Source organism: Vibrio sp. 811 (assembly GCF_033339195.1).
In genome coordinates this window covers 488,691-506,886 of record NZ_JAWOUB010000001.1, presented here as the reverse complement: position 1 = coordinate 506,886, position 18,196 = coordinate 488,691, and the positions used below count along the sequence as shown (strand labels likewise).

Here is an 18,196-nt window from a genome sequence, read left to right as displayed (position 1 = left end):
CCACGCTGTGTGCGATTGGCCAATGCCTTTCATTGATATACAACCACCGTCGCAGCGTGGGTTCCCCTAACAATAATAGGTTTTAACATGAAAAATCTTTCAAAAATCGTCGTAGCGAGTTCTCTACTGACTTGTGCTGCTGCGCAAGCGGGTGGGTTATACCTTTACGAAACCACAGCATCGGATATTGGTTTGGCATCCGCTGGTATGGCGGCTCGTGCGCAAGATGCCTCAGTAATGGCAGCAAACCCGGCTGGTCTGGCGAATGTTTCTGGTAAATCTTTCTCTGGTAACCTGATTGGCCTTTACGGTGACGCGCAACTAGACACGATGACTGGCGATGCGGGCAACGTGATTGGTTTTGTTCCTATGGCGTCGGCATTTTACAGCCAACAAGTGAACGACAAATGGACGCTGGGTATTGGTCTGTATGGCAACTACGGTCTTGGCCTCGAGTACGAAGGTCTTTTGGGTGATCATTTAGATATTCCTACAGCAACGACGCAAGCCTTGACCATTCAACCTTCCGCTTCTTACCGCATCAATGATCACTGGTCTGTGGGTGCGGCGCTTGGCATTCAGTACGGTATGTATGAAGTGGAAACGAAGGGAGCCTTGAACTTCAATGACGAAGACCAAGATACTCAGCTCAACGGCCGAGTAGGTGTGCTTTATGAAGCAACACCAGGCACGCGTCTTGGTCTGTCTTACTCTTCTGAAACCGAATTTGAATTCGACAATAGTAACTCCATTGCTCCGCAACAACTGATCTTCAGTGCTTACCACGAAGTGAATGATGACCTAGCGGTGATGTGGAACGTGAACTGGCAAGACTGGAGCGAATACACAACCACGCTGAACGTAGAGACACAAGACACTTACCAAATCGCATTGGGTACTCAGTACAAACTGAATGAAAAAATGATGTGGAATGCAGGTTTTGCATTCGATACCAGCATGTATGAAAGCCAATCAAACGGTGACATTACCGTTCCTACTGGCAAGGCGTACCGCATTGGTACAGGCATTGATTACAAATTGGATTCAGAAAACTCAATTGGTTTCGCGTTTGAAGCGATCTTGATGGAATCGTCAGAAACGCCACGCTTCCAAGCGGGCTTTGATGAGCCTGCACTGTACTTCATGAGCATGAGCTACAACTGGAAAAACTAATCATTCCTAATCGCTAAAACGCCTTCCTTACAGGCCATTCTACCCTAACTACCTGCACTGGATGCTGTCACGTCATCTAAGGTAGTTAGGGCGCTTTTGTCACATCCAGTGAGTGATGATTCAAAAAATATTTGCGCAGCTAAGTGCGGGTATTCAACATCTCAAAGGACTAAAAAATGAAAAATAAACTAGCGTTAGTGTGTATAACTTTGTTGGTTAGTACGCTGGCTCATGGTGCCGAGCATCGAGTAAAAGACAATAAAAACAAGTTGGCGGATGACCCAACAAAAGTCATCACGAAATTTGGCGCGTCTTACGCAAACAACTACGATTTTGATGATCAAAACATCTCATTCTCGGGCTCACTTGCGCTTGACCAAGCGCGCAAAATTAACCTGCGTATCAATGATGATGCGAGCGAGTGGCGTATTGGTGGCTCGTGGTTGTTTCCGGTCGGTATCGTGAACTTCAACTTCGGTAAAAATGAATACGTAAACGGCGCGGATCAAACCAACTACAGCGTTGGTACCTTTATGCCGCTAAGTTATTTCGGGATTGAGCCAGCAGGCTTCCAAATTTTCCCAATGGCAGGCTATACGTACAACACTGGTGATGTTCCTGTTTGTGACGGTGCAGAAAGTAGCCACTGTAGCGAGCCTAACTTTACGGGCACTCCAAGTGCAGAGAATGGCTTCAATATGATGAGCTCTTCAGGCAGCAGCGGTTACGTTGGTGCATTTGCGCTGAAATCGTTTACCAAAGAGCTGACGTTAATCAGCTTCGCAGCGGGCACTTACGGCTCAGAAAACAGTGAAGGAGAGAACTACAAAGGCTTCTTTGGTGGTATCGGCCTTGGTTACCTCGTGAGCAAACGCCACTCGTTTAACGTAATGACGTTTGTCATGGACAACAACACCTATTTGGATGAAGCAGACGAGCGCATCGTATTATCATATCAATTCGAATAAATAAAAACGCAGCCCAAATAGCTGCGTTTTTACTTTGATAGAATGAACTAGTGAATTGAGTTGTTTTCTTCGATCTTTTTCTGGTATTGGTGTTTTAATATATACATGCGCTTAACATCGCTGTAAGCGCCGTTAATAAAGTATTCTTCTACAAGGTGACCTTCTTCGATAAAGCCGCATTTTTTGTATAAGTGAATAGCGACTTCGTTATCCACTGCGACTAATAAGTAGATTTTACGTAGATTAAGAATTGAGAATGAGTAATCTAACGCACGATTAATCATCTCTGTCGCATAACCTCGGCCTTGATGCTCTGGGGCGATGATTATCTGAAATTCCGCGCTGCGGTGAATGTAGTTAATCTCGATCAGCTCAACTAAGCCAATTACGATGCCGTCTTCATCTTCGACGACAAAACGCCTTTCAGCGTCATCATGTATATGTTTTCGATAAAGTTCTTCGAGCTCGTCATAAGACTCGTAAGGTTCTTCGAACCAGTAGGCCATGATATTTCGGTTGTTATTCAGTTCATGAATAAAGCGCAAATCAGAACGCTCTAATGCACGCATTTTTAGGCCTTTCTTCATCATTTTTCTCCAATGAGGGCGGAGAATACCTCCGCACTTGATGCTAGAAAATATTACCGTATTTCACAAGAATAGCGCATCTTTTTTTGGAAAATATCCTGTGATTTTCAATGTGGAAACTTAGAGTTCACGACAAATATAAATTAATCTTTACGATAAAAAACTCGATTAGGTGCTTTGCCTAATATCGTATTAAATACCGCGCAACGACTTAGTGTCTTAATCTAAACAAACAAGGTATTCAATATGTTTTCAATCGGTGACGTAGTAGTAGCGACTAAAGGTATCGATCTTGGCGAAATGGTTGTTACAGGTTTAAGCAGTGGCGGTTTTTACACACATGTAAAAGCAGGCGAAAAAACACTAACTTACCCAGCTAAAGATCTTAAGAAAGCATAATTAAATTTGCTCATTCTTATTTTTAACTGGCTTAAAGTTCGTATTAGTTATTTTAAGCGGGTTAGAATCGATAAAAGGTAGCGCAATGAGTCGCTACCTTTTTTTATTTTTTCTACCTTTCTTCACCAATATGAAACTCAACGCGATTTCTTCCAGTTTCTTTTGCCTTGTAAAGTGCTAAGTCGGCGCGTTTAACGAGTGGTTCAAATGAGTCGTCGAGACGACAGACTTGAGTTACCCCAATACTCGCGGTGAAGCTCATATCACAACCTGAATGTTGAACTGTCGTCGTTTCTAGTGCATTACGAATCGTTTCTAATGTGTCTAGAGCTTGCTGTGATGAGCGACTTCTTAATACGATGGCAAACTCTTCACCGCCAACTCTGGCAAGTAAGTCACAATCAAGTAGATGACTTTTAATAGTATTAACTGCATGGATCAGTGATTTATCGCCTGCGTCATGACCAAATCGGTCATTGAGGCTTTTAAAATTGTCGAGATCTAAAATAGCAACATGGAAGTCAATGCCCTGGGTTCGGTATTCATTTAGGCGGCTTTCGATTTGTCGCATGAACTCTCTGCGGTTTGGAATACCTGTTAGATCATCCGTCGTGGCGAGGTGTTCCATTTTCATAATCTGTATATGAAGGGCAATGTTTAAAGCAATCCAATTAGCGATGCACTGAAGCTGTGCCGCTTGTTCGTTTGTGTAAATGTGCGTTTGATGATGCGCAACATTAAGCGTTCCTAGGCAGACTTTACCGTGCATTAAAGGCGCGTCCATACACGTACCCATACCATTGGATGCGAGCATCACACAATCGATCTCATCAGATTGCGTAACATCGTCGCAGATCATCAGTTGTTGCTTTTTGAACACTCGGCCAACAAACGCTTGATGAATGGGCACTAAAAATTCAGCGGGAATCGCTTTACTACCAGAGAAAGAGTAGACCTTTAAATGATCATTGTTTTCATAAAGTGTGATACTCGCACGGTCAGAATTAAATATACGATTTATCCATTCTGCCACCGTATCAAGTACTTGCTGTAGTGTTTCCGATTGAGCTAAAAAGTGAACAAACCCTATCGGCATACATATCGGACTTTCCATGTTTTGCATCGATAAGTCATCAGGGTTAAAAGTTCTTTCAAGTCTCAATAGACATCTCCTTGGCAATGTTGCAAATACCAACAATAAATTACGTGAAGCTATTTTGTAGAAAATGTGCTTCTTGGTAAGAGTATGGTTTAATTATCGCCGTTTGTGTGCATTTGGTTGCTTAATGTGGGCGTTAACTCACCCTAAATAAGTAAATCTTATACCTATTTATAAGTAAGTCATTACTCAATAAGTGGTGTTTTTAAGATGGAAGTACAGAATGAGCCCTTCTGGAATAGAAGGGCTAGAAAAGGATACAAATAGGGTCAGGTGAGTGGTGACTTAATTGTCTTTGTACTTTTGTAAAATCAACTGACTTATCTGCGCAACGAGTTGGTCCCTAGCTTGAAGTGAGAGCTCGGTTTCTGTGACATAAATACTAATGTAAACAGGTCGATGATTTTCCTTCCATATAATCGCGTTAATGCCACGCGAACCATGACCTCCCGCACCAGAACGGTCTGCAATAGACCAACCTGTTGGTAATACAGAACGCATTAACGAGTCTGAAACTTTGTTGTCTTGCATCCAGATTTTTAATTGTACACGAGACTCATAAGACAACGTTTCGCCTTCGACCAAAGTTCGTAGAGTGTTTAGTATGGCGTTAGGTGTGGTTGTGTCGCGGCTGTCGCCTGGTGTGGCTTCGTTCAAGCGAGGTTCTATTCTGTCTAGGCGCGTTGCTTTATCTCCAATTGTTCGCAGAAACATTGTTACGGCCTTAGGGCCGCCAATTTCATTTAATACCAAGTTGGCTGCAGTATTATCACTCATTAACATAGCGGCTTCACACGCGTGCTCTATGCGTGTGTTTTGGCCTGCGAGCTTATCCATCACTGGAGACCATACAACGATACTGCGCTCATCGACTTTTGCGGTCGCATTTTTACTTAGCTTACCGCTGTCCATATCACTTAGCATTTTGGCACAAGCTAGGGTTTTGAATGTGCTCATGAGTGGGAAGCGTTCATCGCCACGGTAATCCCAACGCTCGTCTGCTTGGGTATCCCAAACTGACACCCCAATTCTGCTTGAGGTTTGTTGCTCGAGGAGAGAAATGTCCTCATTCAGTTGGGACGCGTAACTTAGGGTTGAGCAAACCATTAGCCCAGCCAACAAAAATAACTTTTTCATGGATCGTGTTCTTCAATTTTAGTTTTAGTTCGCACAGTAGCGATGTCACGTAAACTATAACGAGCCAATACTCTAAACACTGTTAAATCTATGTCTATTTTATGTAGGATTCTTTGCAATACGCTTAAACGGTCTCAATATGGGGAGAAGAGTGTTGCTATCAAGGCCTGTAGTTTGGCTTATATATTACGTCGGTGATTCGGTCACAAAAATATCTTAGCGAGAGACACTGGCTCAGAATTTCTTATCATGAGCTAACGAATAGTTTGATCCAGAAATAAAAGGAGCTGAATCATCAGCTCCTTTGTCTATTTGGATAATTACTTACAGTTCAATCTTTTTAACCATGCCTGCTTCTGCATGCCCCGGAATGTTGCACGCGAACTCAACGTTGTTGTCACCGTGGAAATGCCACAACAACTGCTTCGCTTTACCCGGTTCTACCGTCACAGAGTTGCCCGAGTCGTGCATGTGATCACCGCTCATTGTCTTCATCATTTCGCGATGTTCTAGCTGCTCTTTGGCAGAACCGATTGTGAACTCGTGGTTGATCTTGCCGGTGTTCATCACCACAAATTGCACCACATCGTTTGGCTCAATCTTAACGTCTTTCTTGAACTTGATGGTCATGTCATCACCCAAGATAACGTGTACCACTTTGTCTGGCTTTGCCCCTTTTGCTGGCATACCTACTGCCGACATGCCCGGCATATCCATCATGTTTGAATGGTCCATTTTACTGTGGTCCATCTTCATGCTGCCGTGGTCCATATTTTCATGCTTCATGTTGCTATGATCCATGTTCGCGTGATCCATGTTTGAATGATCCATTTGGGCAAACGCAGTCGTTGTTGTTAGGGCTAGAGCAAGAGTGATTAGTGTCTTTTTCATTTTTATATCCTTGTTTTAATTCATTAATAACTTGGTTGCTTCCCCTCAAAACGACATGTTTGAGGGGAAGGTAGGGATTAAGCGTTGTTGTTTACATCACTAGCTTGGTGATTAGTTGCATTGCTTTGGCGCAACTCGCGTTGTTTCCACAGCTTGAAGATGGCTGGAAGTACCAACAGCGTCAGCAGCAGTGCTGATGCCATACCACCAATCATTGGTGCGGCGATACGTTGCATCACTTCTGATCCTGTACCTTCGCCGTACATGATCGGAATCAGACCAATAATGACCGTCAGTACTGTCATCATTACTGGGCGAACACGCAGGCCCGCACCTTCACGAATGGCATCGGTTAGGTCTTTCGCCTCAAGCTTCTGTTGGCTCTCTTCCGCATCTAGCTTTTTGTAGTGCCATGCTTGGTTAAGGTAGACGAGCATGATGACCCCAATTTCAACCGCGACGCCTGCTAGGGCAATAAAGCCGACCCCGACGGCAATCGAGAAGTTGTAGTTGAGGATATGCATGAGCCACAAACCACCGACCATAGCGAGTGGTAGCGTAAGCATGATGATCATTACTTCGCCGACACGACGGAAGCTGAAGTAAAGCAGTAGCATAATGATGGCGATGGTGATTGGTACCACGACACTCAAGCGATCTTTCGCACGTTCCATGTATTCGTATTGACCAGACCAAGCCAGCGAGTAACCCGCAGGAAGCTCCAATTGATCAGCCACGACTTGCTGTGCTTCCACGACGTAAGAGCCAAGGTCACGACCATCTATATCGACAAACACCCAGCCGTTTGGACGCGCGTTTTCCGTCTTGATCATCGGAGGGCCGTCTTCGTAACGAATGTCCGCTACATCAGCCAGCGCAATACGAGCGCCATTTGGTGTCACCAATGGTAGGTTTTGCAGTTTAACCACTGAGTCGCGGTAGTCTTGTGGGTAACGAACGTTGATTGGGTAACGCTCCAAGCCTTCAATGGTTTCACCCACATTCATGCCACCCACCGCAGTGGAGATCACTTGTTGAACGTCTTTGATGCTTAAGCCATAACGCGCTGCGGCACGACGTTTAATGTCGATCGTGACATAACGACCACCTGCTACACGTTCTGCATAAACCGATGCCGTGCCTTGTACGCCGTTAAGAATTGGCTCCAACTGAGAACCGATCTTCTCAATCACTTTCAGGTCAGGGCCCGCGATTTTAATGCCGATAGGGGTTTTGATACCCGTTGCCAGCATGTCGATACGCGTTTTGATAGGCATTACCCAAGCGTTAGTAAGACCAGGGAACTGAACCAGCTTGTCGAACTCTTTGCGTAGCGACTCGGTTGTTACGCCTTCACGCCATTGATCGCGTGGCTTCAACTGAATCACGGTTTCAATCATGGTGAGTGGCGCTGGATCGGTTGCGGTCTCAGCTCGGCCAATCTTGCCCCATACGGTTTTCACTTCTGGAACGGTTTTGATCAGCTTGTTGGTTTGTTGTAGAAGCTCGCGTGCTTTACCAATTGAGATACCCGGATAGGTTGTTGGCATGTACATCAAGTCGCCTTCATCCAGCGGCGGGATGAACTCGCTACCCAGTTTACTGGTTGGGTAGTAAGCCGATGCCATCAGACCTAATGCGATAACAATCATGGTCTTAGGGTATTTTAAGCTGGTGTTCAGCAACGGACGGTACAACGCGACCAAGCCACGGTTAACTGGGTTTTTGTGTTCCGGTAACACCTTACCGCGAATGAAGTAGCCCATAAGTACAGGCACGAGTGTGATTGCCAAACCTGCTGCCGCTGCCATGGCGTAAGTCTTAGTGAACGCAAGCGGCGAGAACATCTTGCCTTCCTGACCTTCTAAGGCGAACACTGGTACGAAGCTAAGAGTAATGATCAGCAACGAGAAGAACAGCGGTGCGCCAACCTCTTCTGCAGCTTTGCCAATTACTTGCCAGCGGTTTTTGTCGGTCAGTGGCGTTCGTTCAATGTGCTTGTGAACGTTTTCAATCATCACGATTGCACCATCCACCATGGCACCGATGGCAATCGCGATACCACCAAGGGACATGATGTTGGCGTTGATGCCTTGCCAATGCATTACGATAAACGCAGTGAGAATGCCAACCGGTAGGCTCAGAGCGATAACCAACGAAGAACGAATGTGGAACAGGAACAACGCACACACAATCGCAACGACGATGAACTCCTCTGCAAGCTTTTTCCATAGGTTTTCTACCGCTGAATCGATAAGGGTAGAGCGGTCGTAGGTTGCGACAATTTCCACGCCTTCAGGTAGGCTGCGTTGTAAGTCTGCAAGTTTGTCTTTTACTTTTGCAATGACTTCACTCGCGTTTTCGCCAAAGCGCATTACGATAACGCCACCGACCGCTTCACCTTCGCCATTCAGCTCTGAGATACCTCGTCGCATTTGTGGACCAAGGTTAATGTCTGCGATGTCTCCTAATAGCAACGGCGTGCCTTTCTCAGTGACTTTGAGAGGCAGTGACTTGATGTCTTCAATGCTGGTTAGGTAACCCGTGGTACGAACCATGTGTTCGGCTTCCGCAACTTCGATAACGGACGCGCCGGTTTCTTGGTTACCGTTTTGGATTGCCATGTTCACTTGTTGCAGAGTGAGGTTGTACGCACGCAGCTTGGCGGGATCAATCTGCACTTGATACTGCTTCACCATACCGCCGACGGTAGCGACTTCAGAAACGCCATCAACGGTTTGCAATTCGTACTTCAAGAACCAGTCTTGCAGGCTGCGAAGATCTGCCAAATCATGCTTGCCGGTTTTGTCTTGTAATACGTAGCTGTAAACCCAGCCCACGCCCGTTGCATCAGGACCTAAGGTTGGTTTTGCGTTCGGTGGCAGCTTTGGTGCTACTTGGCTTAAGTACTCCAACACGCGTGAACGTGCCCAGTACATGTCGGTATCATCGTTGAAAATGATATAAACGTAAGAATCACCAAAGAAGGAGTAGCCACGAACTGTCTCAGCACCCGGCACGGCAAGCATGGCGGTGGTGAGTGGGTAAGTAACTTGATCCTCAACGACTTGAGGAGCTTGCCCCGGATAGCTTGTCTTGATGATCACTTGCACATCAGAAAGATCCGGAATCGCATCAACAGGCGTATTCTTTACACTGTAAAGTCCGCCTAATACAAGGGCTAAGGTCGCGACCAACACTAGGAATCGGTTGCTCAGTGACCAACGAATAATAGCATTGATCATAATTAACCCTCGACGGCTGTTGTTGCAGGAATTAGCTGTTTAAGAACGTAGTCAGATCCTTGTTTTTCAACTAGAAACCGAACTTTCTGTCCTTCTTCAAAACCCGTTAGATCAACGTCTTCACCCACAGAGAAGTTCATCTCGCCTGCATCCCAGTTCCATTCTGCAACCGGTAAGTGGTTTAAGGTGATCATGCCAAAGTCGGCCATCAGCATGGTGATGTCACCAGTTAGCCAAACTTCTGCTGCAATGACGCTGTTGTCTGCCTTATAGTCGATGATTTGGTACTGACCGGACTCGGTCTTTTGCATTTCAAATTCGATAGCCTGACCTTTTTTCAAGTCACCCATTTCAACGCCATCTGCGAAAGTGAAGTTCATTACCATGCCCGGCCAATCCCATTCTGGTACAGGTTGGTGGTTGATGGTCAGCATGCGGTGATCTTTCATCACATCCGTGATCTCACCTTTGGCCCATGCTGTTTCCGCCGCCGCTTCTACACCATTGATGCGAGACAGATCCGCCGACTGGCTTGATTCAGAGTCGAGCATGAAGTGAGATGAAGTAACGATCTTATCGCCTTGTTTAAGTCCTTGTAATACTTCGATTTGTTCGCCAGCTTCGCGGCCAACTTCAATTCGAGCTGAGCGGTATTTGCCTTCGCCCTCAGCCAGAACAACGCGAGTCATACCGCCAGAGCGAATAACAGATGATTTAGGAATCGTTAATACTGCGTCGTCAGTGACAGGCTGAAGGGCAATGTTGGCGAACATGTTTGGCTTCAATGCGCCATCTGGGTTAGGGAATTTAAGACGCACACGCAACGTACGTGTTTTCGGATCGAGGATTGGGTACACGTAATCCACGACGCCTTGCCATTCATTGCCCGGAATCGCATCAAGGGTCATCGTGGCTTGAGAGCCCGCTTTCATCCAGTGTGCTTGACGCTCAAAGACTTCTGCATCAACCCAAACATTGTCCAAGGGACCTGCACTGATCACCGCTTGAGCAGGGGACAAATAGCCACCTTCACGCACGTTTAAGCTCGCGATAACGCCATCAGCAGGTGCTTTGATTTCAATGGTTTGCGATGCTTTACCACTACGAGTAATGGATTTGATTTGAGCGCGGTCAACACCAAGCGTTACCAAGCGTTCGGTCGCGCCTTTTACCAGACCTTTGCGGCCAGTGCGGTACGCATTCAGCAATTCTTCTTGTGCTTTAACCAGTTCAGGAGAGTAGAGCGTGAAAAGCACATCGCCTTTCTTCACTTTCTCACCCACGGCATTGATGTAGAGTTTTTCTACCCAACCTGCCACACGAACGTTGGTTTGCCATAACAGACTTTCATCAAAGGCAATATAACCAACGGTTTCGATGCGTGGTGACAACTGCTGTAGTGTCGCGTTTGCGGTTTTAACCCCGAGGTTATTTTCTACTGAAGGGTCAATAGTCACTGTACCTGGTGCATCTTGTTCACCGGATAGGTCTTCTGCGTAAACCGGAATCAAATCCATGCCCATTGGGGACTTACCCGGTTTGTCGCGTTTGTAATTCGGATCCATTGGGGCAACCCAGTAAAGCGGATCATTAGAGCTTGCAGCAGATTCGCCACCCATCGCACTCATGTCGTGAGCCGAGCCCGTAAGAAAATGATTAGCACCAAACCCTAAAGCACCACCAACAATCAGCGCGATGGTTGCAATCTTAAATGTTTTCATTGTTTTACCTTATTTTCCCCTTCACATTTGACGCTACAGCGTTGTTGCCTGCTCTCGTTCACCCAAATCACATAGCAGATCCCTTGGTTTATAAGGGAAAGTGCTCATGGGATTCTCTCGTTTGCCGCCTAGCTGTAGCCCCAACTGTCTTGGGGAATCACAAATTAATATGTCGAAATAGAGCGAGCTTCCGGTGAAGCCACTTGGTAGTCGAAACCACCGAGTAGGGTGGCTAAATTGCTGTTTGCGATGTTGAGATCGGTCAGTAGACGTTGTTGCTCCAATTGCAGAGCCAACTCGTCAGTCGTGGCGGAAATCACATCGTTAAACTGCGCTGTGTTGTTTTGATAACCTCGCTCAACGGCTTGAATGCGCGCTTTCGCTTGAGGCAATAAGGTGAATTGATAACGTTCTAAACGCTGGGTTAAGTTGCCGCGATCAACCAGCAAAGTGTTCACCTTGGCATTCATCTGCGTCAGTAAGGTGTCCTTTTGTGATTGTGCCGCGCCAACTTGGTATTGAGCGGCCGCGAGATTGCGATCTTGGCGGTCACCCGTAAACAACGGAATGTCCATGGTTAGGTAAGCGCTGACCAAATCGGAGGCAGGTTCACCCATCATGTTGTCGGCTTGGCGGTAGGCGTACATTACTTCGACGCCAAACTGCGGGTTGTAGGCTTGCTCAGCAATCTCCACCTGAGTTTTATTGGCAGAAATGCTGACGTCTGCCATCTTAACCATCGGGTGTTGGCTGAGTTGCTGATAATGCTTCGTGGAACCCTGACTGGCAGCAAGTTTGCTGTTCAGTGTGTCCCAATTAAGTTGATTGCTCGCATGCAGGGCCTGTTCATTCGCCAACCAATCTGACCCCAACCATTCGGAGAGTTGAGAGATAAGACGACGTTGCATTTGTGCATTGGCTTGCAGTTTCTCATCCAACTTGCTGACTTGAAGTTGGGCGTTGAGCAGATCTTGCGCTTCACTCTTACCAATCGAATAGTTGGTTTGAATAAAGCTTTCCATTTCCTTCATCAACTTGCGGTTCTCAAGCATGATTTGCTCCGCGCGTTGCTGGTAACCAAGTTCTAACCAAAGTTGAGTCATGCTGTTGGCTACCTCAAGCTCACGAGCATGGACTTGAAGCCCAAGGCCGTCAGCTTGTTGATTGGCTTTCTTCTGCTGTAAATCAAGCGTCGAGCCACGCTCAAATTGTTGCATTAAACCAACGGAGATGTTGGTCATTGGGTCTTCATCGAATTTGAAGCTGTCGACAGGCAAGCCACCAAAACCCACTTTCAGTTTTGGGTCCATTAAGGTCGCACTCGCGACGCCCGTTTCACGCATGGCAGCAGATTGCGCTGAGTATTGCTTACGATTGCCATCGTTACTCAAAGCGACGTTGATCAGTTGGGCAAGCTTGGTCGTTGAATCTCGCTCACTTGATGCGGAATTTTGCGCTGCGTGCGTCTCTTTACCTGCGGCGTTAACCAAGGTTGGCGCAGCGACCAGAGCCACCATAAAAATAGGTGCAGCTAAGCGGTATGGTTTGATATCCATAATCTAAATCCAGTGTTCGCCGGATCGATGTAGGTGCGGATTTTATTGCGGGAACAGTAAAGCCTTGTTACCTCATCGTTCAGGCGCATTAAAACAACCTGCGATACACGCGCAGGGTCGAATGCTAGGACGGATTTAGGCTATAGGAGGTCGGTACAGGTCGCGGCTGACGTGTACGACTGGGGAAGCAACTTCAGGAGTAATAGTTGCGCGATAGACGACGGGCATTGGGCTATTGATAGGATTCGGTAGGGGGACGAAAACTATCGTACACGCGGCAGTGCAGCAGGTATGAACCATGCCAGAGCCTCCACCACAGTTCATGCTGGTTTCTCTTGCATCGCCATCTTCGGACATAGAAGCGTCTGTCATGGAGACGTCCATCATGCCGGGCATACCGCAGTGTTCGCTGTCACTCATCATAGAAGGATGATGAGCCATGCCAGTAGACATCATTTGAATATTCATCAACGTCTCACTGTTCGCCACACTAGATACCAATAGTACTAGCGTCGTGAAGAGAGTTAACCAGATTGTATGCAGCGATTTTAAGTGCATACCTTTTCCCATGTGTTTGATGAAAATGATGAAAACCCTTCGATTCTAAAGGTTAACCTAAGGGTAAGGTCAATCATTTATTACTCTTATTATCAAAATAGTCCAACCCTTCAGTTTTCGCACTTTCGAGGGAGTAAAACGTTTGTTAAACACCGAGTGTTGAAAATTAGCGAAAGAAGCCCTCGCTTTTTATGACACGTGAAAAATGTGGTTTATAAGTTTTACATCACACTAACTTGTCTTACAAATGATTATCCTTATAGAATGCATGGTTTTACTTGTGCAGATTTGGATTTGCTTTGCTGCGGGGGTTGCATGATAGAAATTGTCATCGATGGAAAATATAGAATTGTAGAAGAGGGTCTAACCCTTTTAGAAGCAGCAAAAGTGTGTGGGGTCGAGATCCCATCGCTGTGCGGAATGAACAAAAGTAATGAAAAAGTACCGTGTGACTTGTGTGTGGTTGAAGTCGAAAGCGGCGGTACTAAGCGTGCGTGTGAACTCGAAGTTTACCGCGGCCTTAATGTGGTCACGCAATCAGAACAATTAAGCGAGCACCGCAGAAAAGCACTCAACCGCATCATGACGGACCATTACGCCGACTGTGAAGCGCCATGTAAAACCGCGTGTCCTGCGGGCGTGGATATCCAATCGTACCTTTATCACATCGCACAGAACGATCATCAAAAAGCGATTGAAGTGATTAAGCGTACGCTCCCTATGCCGTTATCGATTGGCCGCGTGTGCCCAGCATTTTGTGAAAGTGAATGTCGCCGTTCGTTAGTCGATGAGCCTATTGCAATTCGCCAACTAAAACGTCATGCCGCGGATGCGGATTTGTCTGCGCATGAAGCCTATGTACCAGAAAAGAAACCAAGTAAAGGTTTGAACATTGCCGTCGTCGGCAGTGGTCCTGGTGGTCTAACGGCTGGCTACTACCTATCGAATGAAGGCTACGACGTTACGGTCTTTGAATCCATGCCAAAAGCGGGTGGTTGGTTGCGTTATGGCATTCCAGAATACCGTTTACCAAAAGACATTCTCGATAAAGAAATCGAACTGATGTGCCGCAATGGTATGCAAGTTCACACCCATCAAAAGCTGGGTGTGGATTTCACGCTTTCTCAATTGAGCGAAGAATACGACGCAGTGTGTTTGGCTGTCGGCGCGTCTCAAGCGGTCGAAATGCATTACACAGGCAGCGATCTTGAGGGTTGCTACTTAGGCGTTGATTACCTAAAAGATTACGTTACCGAGCAAAACTATGTAACGGGTCAGAAAGTCGCGGTGATCGGTGGTGGTAACACGGCAATTGACTGTGCTCGTACAGCGCGTCGTGCTGGTGCAGACACCACGTTGATTTACCGTCGTACCCGTGACGAAATGCCGGCAGAAGACTACGAGATTGTCGAAGCGGAACACGAAGGGGTGAAATTTCACTTCTTGACCAACCCTGCAGAAAACCTTGCCGATGAAACCGGACGCGTGAATGCGATTCGTCTAGAGCGCATGGCGTTGGGTGAGCCGGATGCATCTGGTCGTCGAAGCCCTAAACCAACCGGCGAGTTCTTCACCGAAGAGTTCGACACCGTAATTGCGGCAGTATCGCAAAAGCCAGATCTGAGCTTCCTCGAAGGTGAAGATTTGTCGATTCCGCTTACGCGCTGGAACACCTCTGATGCAGATGAAAAGACCATGCACACCGGCACGGGTAACATCTTCAGTATTGGTGATTTCCGCCGTGGTCCAGCAACGGCAGTTGAAGCGGTGGGTGATGGTCGCGTTGCGGCAAAAGCCATTGACCTGTTTTTGAATGGCGATATGGCGGATATGCCAAAGGCGGCGTTCAACTCGCGTAAAGAGAAGAAACTCTCGCAAGTCGATCCGCTTCACTTCGAGAACATCCAAAAAGTCGCTCGATCTATCATGCCTGAACTGACTCCAGCGCAACGCGAGCAAAGCTTCGCTGAAGTGGAGTTGGGCTTTGATAACGAAGAAGCGATGAAGGAAGCGGCGCGCTGTTTAGAATGTGGTTGTCAGGCAAATACCGATTGTGCGCTGCGTGATTACTCCACCGAATATGAAGCTGAGCAAAGCTTTGACTTCTCTTTGCAGATCAAATCGCATCAAGATTGGTTAGATCTTCGTGCGAAAGACCTGCGTCATAAGTACGAAGTTGACCGCAGTTCTGAGTTTATTGAGTTTGATGCAAACCGCTGTATTAGCTGTGGTCAGTGTATCCAAGCGTGTCGCGACAAAGCCGTGCACGGTGTACTGAACTTTGTGTGCGATAAACAAGGTCGTCCAGCATTACGTCCTGATGATCGCCCACACTTTGGAAGTAATAAGAATGGCTTAACCCTAATGGGCGATTCGAACTGCGTACAATGTGGCGCGTGTGTTCAAGTGTGTCCAACGGGCGCGATGGTCGATAGTCGTGACCGTTCGCAAGGTCGTACTGAAGATCTGAAAGCGGTCGACACCATCTGTACGTACTGTGGTGTGGGTTGTAAGTTGACTATGTTCGTGGACGAAGCAACCAATACGATTCGTTACGTGAAAGGCGGTGACTCGCCGGTGAACCAAGGCATGCTGTGTGTGAAAGGGCGCTTTGGTTTTGATTTCATTGGCAGTGAAGAGCGTCTTACCACGCCATTGATCCGTAAAGATGGTTGGTTGCAGCCTGCAAGCTGGGAAGAGGCGATTCAACTGATTGCGAACAAGTTCTCTGGCATCAAGCAAGATTTTGGCAGCAACGCATTAGCGGGTTTCTCTTCTGCAAAAACCACCAACGAAGACAACTACGCGTTCCAAAAATTTGTCCGTCGTGAACTGGGCACCAATAACGTCGATCACTGTGCGCGCTTGTGTCACGCATCGAGTGTGACTGGCCTTGAGGCATCACTCGGTAGTGGTGCAATGACCAACGACATTCCAAGCATTAAGCACTCTGATGTGATCTTTATTATTGGTTCGGATACCACATCGGCGCACCCGATTATCGCTTCACATATCAAACAAGCAATTCGTCACCACGGCGCTCGCTTGATTGTGGCTGACCCGAAACGTGTCGATATGGTAGAGCATGCTGAACTGTATATGGCGCACCGTCCGGGTACGGATGTGATGCTCCTAAACGGTGTCATGCAGCAGATCATCAAGAACGGTTGGTACGATCAAGAGTACATCGAAGAACGTGTTGACGGCTTTGATACCTTGTTGCAAGAGGTGATGTCGCCAGCTTACAACCTCGATAAAGTGGAGTTGGTTACGGGCGTAAAAGCCGAAGACATTCAAGCAATGGCGCGCATGATCGGTACGGCAGATCGTACGGCTGTGTACTACTCGATGGGTATCACTCAGCATACGACAGGTCATGACAACGTGCGTTCTATCGCTAACCTGCAATTGCTGTGTGGCAACATCGGTATTGAAGGTGGTGGCATTAACCCGCTACGTGGTCAATCTAACGTGCAAGGCGCGTGTGATATGGGTGCTTTGCCAAACAGCTTCCCAGGCTACCAAAAGGTATACAACCCAATTGTGCGTCAGAAGTTTGCGATTGAATGGAACGCACCAAATCTGCCTTCTGAGCAAGGTTTAACCCTGACAGAAATCATTGATGCGGCTTGCCATCGTGACGTTCGTGGTATGTACATCATGGGTGAGAACCCAGTGTTGAGTGACCCGAACCAAGCGCATGTGATTGAAGGTTTAGAAGCGCTCGATTTCTTGGTGGTTCAAGACATCTTCCTAACGGAGACTGCACAATATGCGCATGTGGTTCTGCCTTCTTGCTCGTTTGCGGAGAAAGCGGGTCACTTCACCAATACGGAGCGCCGTGTTCAGCGTGTGAATCCGGTCGTAACCGCACCGGGTGAAGCGAAAGAAGATTGGTGGATTATTCAAGAAATCGCCAATGCCATGGGCAGTGATTGGGATTACCACTGCGTGTCTGATATCACTAATGAAATCGCACGAGTGACACCTCAATACGCGGGTCTTCGTTGGGATGCCATTACGCCAAACGGTGTGCAATGGCCGAGCAACAAGAACAACCCTGCGGGTACTCGCATCATGCACCAAACCCAGTTTACTCGTGGTAAAGGGCAAATGGTGGGTGTACCGTTCCGTTATGCGGCTGAGCTACCAGATGAAGAGTACCCACTTGTGTTGACGACGGGTCGTGTACTTGAGCAGTTCCACACCGGCACCATGACGCGCAAAACTAAAGGGTTGGATAATCTGGCTGGTCCACGAGCGATGGTGAGCGTGGAAGACGCAGAAACGCTTGGCATCAGTAATGGTCAGCGTCTGACGGTGTCTACACGTCGCGGCAGCATTGAGATTGATGCTTTTGTGACTAAGCGTATTCAAAAAGGAGTGGTGTTCATTCCATTCCACTTTGTTGAATCGCCAGTCAACCGTTTAACGACAACGGCGACGGATCCGCATGCGAAGATCCCTGAGTTCAAGGTCGCTGCGGTTAAAGTGGAAGTGAGCGAAAAAACAACGCAGACAGAGTCTCTCGAAGATAGTTACCAACACGTTTAAATTCGGTGAGTCACATTGTTGTGGTCACTGACAATTTGAGCCTAGTTGATGGGCGGATAATCTAATCTTGATTTCCGCTCTCACTACATTCACTCGGATTGTCTTTTTCTTCCAACTCCTTTTACTTTTCTGTTATCACCGCGCTCCGGTTAGTTTTCCTTTCTTACTTCTTACTGTCTCTATGGCGTATTTTTGTTCAAGCCCATGATGAGAGTGCAATAAAGTTTGTTGTTGAGCTTGTCATAGAA

General features: G+C 47.0%; 12 protein-coding genes. 4 read left to right on the top strand and 8 right to left on the bottom strand.

Annotated features, from left to right (window positions below; genetic code table 11):
• Positions 1-87: 87 nt before the first annotated feature.
• Positions 88-1,173: an OmpP1/FadL family transporter gene (locus tag R7Q46_RS02170; RefSeq protein WP_065275413.1), complete on the top strand. Its 1,086-nt coding sequence runs from the start codon at positions 88-90 to the stop codon at positions 1,171-1,173.
• A gap of 176 nt (positions 1,174-1,349) precedes the next feature.
• Complete coding sequence (locus R7Q46_RS02165) at positions 1,350-2,141, top strand: hypothetical protein (RefSeq protein WP_213871218.1); 792 nt, start codon at positions 1,350-1,352, stop codon at positions 2,139-2,141.
• Between the two features lie 47 nt (positions 2,142-2,188).
• Here R7Q46_RS02165 and speG read toward each other — a convergent pair whose 3' ends face one another.
• Positions 2,189-2,728 carry a spermidine N1-acetyltransferase gene (speG, locus tag R7Q46_RS02160; protein WP_005375417.1) on the bottom strand — a complete coding sequence of 180 codons (540 nt, stop codon included), beginning with the start codon at positions 2,726-2,728 and terminating at the stop codon, positions 2,189-2,191.
• A gap of 246 nt (positions 2,729-2,974) precedes the next feature.
• Here speG and R7Q46_RS02155 point away from each other — a divergent pair, with 246 nt between their 5' ends.
• Positions 2,975-3,127 (top strand): hypothetical protein, encoded by a 153-nt coding sequence (locus R7Q46_RS02155; RefSeq protein WP_005375418.1) that lies wholly within the window; start codon positions 2,975-2,977, stop codon positions 3,125-3,127.
• Positions 3,128-3,239: 112 nt separating this feature from the next.
• Here the strand turns inward: R7Q46_RS02155 and R7Q46_RS02150 are convergent, their stop codons facing one another.
• From R7Q46_RS02150 to R7Q46_RS02120, 7 genes are all read right to left on the bottom strand, one after another.
• Entirely contained in the window at positions 3,240-4,289 is a 1,050-nt protein-coding gene (locus R7Q46_RS02150) for a sensor domain-containing diguanylate cyclase (RefSeq protein ID WP_053303796.1), read from the bottom strand.
• A gap of 282 nt (positions 4,290-4,571) precedes the next feature.
• Positions 4,572-5,423, bottom strand: coding sequence for a carbenicillin-hydrolyzing class A beta-lactamase CARB-42 (locus R7Q46_RS02145; protein WP_005375420.1), 852 nt, complete (start codon positions 5,421-5,423; stop codon positions 4,572-4,574).
• A 324-nt stretch (positions 5,424-5,747) separates the two neighbouring features.
• Positions 5,748-6,314, bottom strand: coding sequence for a copper-resistant cuproprotein CopI (copI, locus tag R7Q46_RS02140; RefSeq protein ID WP_138954725.1), 567 nt, complete (start codon positions 6,312-6,314; stop codon positions 5,748-5,750).
• Positions 6,315-6,391: 77 nt separating this feature from the next.
• Positions 6,392-9,559 carry an efflux RND transporter permease subunit gene (locus R7Q46_RS02135; protein WP_318077259.1) on the bottom strand — a complete coding sequence of 1,056 codons (3,168 nt, stop codon included), beginning with the start codon at positions 9,557-9,559 and terminating at the stop codon, positions 6,392-6,394.
• 2 nt (positions 9,560-9,561) lie between these two features.
• Positions 9,562-11,280, bottom strand: coding sequence for an efflux RND transporter periplasmic adaptor subunit (locus R7Q46_RS02130; RefSeq protein WP_213906046.1), 1,719 nt, complete (start codon positions 11,278-11,280; stop codon positions 9,562-9,564).
• 164 nt (positions 11,281-11,444) lie between these two features.
• The gene (locus R7Q46_RS02125; protein ID WP_042521533.1) at positions 11,445-12,836 is read right to left on the bottom strand and encodes a TolC family protein; all 1,392 of its coding nucleotides are present in this window, start codon (positions 12,834-12,836) and stop codon (positions 11,445-11,447) included.
• Positions 12,837-12,971: 135 nt separating this feature from the next.
• Positions 12,972-13,394, bottom strand: coding sequence for a hypothetical protein (locus R7Q46_RS02120; RefSeq protein ID WP_318077258.1), 423 nt, complete (start codon positions 13,392-13,394; stop codon positions 12,972-12,974).
• Positions 13,395-13,709: 315 nt separating this feature from the next.
• Between R7Q46_RS02120 and fdhF the strand changes: the two genes are divergently transcribed.
• Positions 13,710-17,948 carry a formate dehydrogenase subunit alpha gene (gene fdhF, locus R7Q46_RS02115; protein WP_213871214.1) on the top strand — a complete coding sequence of 1,413 codons (4,239 nt, stop codon included), beginning with the start codon at positions 13,710-13,712 and terminating at the stop codon, positions 17,946-17,948.
• Positions 17,949-18,196: the final 248 nt, after the last annotated feature.

Excerpts from the sequence above, each read along its gene's own strand:
- copI (WP_138954725.1), bottom strand. The coding sequence starts at position 6,314 with ATGAAAAAGACACTAATCACTCTTGCTCTAGCCCTAACAACAACGACT.
- speG (WP_005375417.1), bottom strand. The coding sequence starts at position 2,728 with ATGAAGAAAGGCCTAAAAATGCGTGCATTAGAGCGTTCTGATTTGCGC.
- fdhF (WP_213871214.1), top strand. The coding sequence starts at position 13,710 with ATGATAGAAATTGTCATCGATGGAAAATATAGAATTGTAGAAGAGGGT.
- R7Q46_RS02155 (WP_005375418.1), top strand. The coding sequence starts at position 2,975 with ATGTTTTCAATCGGTGACGTAGTAGTAGCGACTAAAGGTATCGATCTT.
- R7Q46_RS02165 (WP_213871218.1), top strand. The coding sequence starts at position 1,350 with ATGAAAAATAAACTAGCGTTAGTGTGTATAACTTTGTTGGTTAGTACG.
- R7Q46_RS02145 (WP_005375420.1), bottom strand. The coding sequence starts at position 5,423 with ATGAAAAAGTTATTTTTGTTGGCTGGGCTAATGGTTTGCTCAACCCTA.
- R7Q46_RS02120 (WP_318077258.1), bottom strand. The coding sequence starts at position 13,394 with ATGCACTTAAAATCGCTGCATACAATCTGGTTAACTCTCTTCACGACG.
- R7Q46_RS02170 (WP_065275413.1), top strand. The coding sequence starts at position 88 with ATGAAAAATCTTTCAAAAATCGTCGTAGCGAGTTCTCTACTGACTTGT.
- R7Q46_RS02135 (WP_318077259.1), bottom strand. The coding sequence starts at position 9,559 with ATGATCAATGCTATTATTCGTTGGTCACTGAGCAACCGATTCCTAGTG.
- R7Q46_RS02125 (WP_042521533.1), bottom strand. The coding sequence starts at position 12,836 with ATGGATATCAAACCATACCGCTTAGCTGCACCTATTTTTATGGTGGCT.
- R7Q46_RS02130 (WP_213906046.1), bottom strand. The coding sequence starts at position 11,280 with ATGAAAACATTTAAGATTGCAACCATCGCGCTGATTGTTGGTGGTGCT.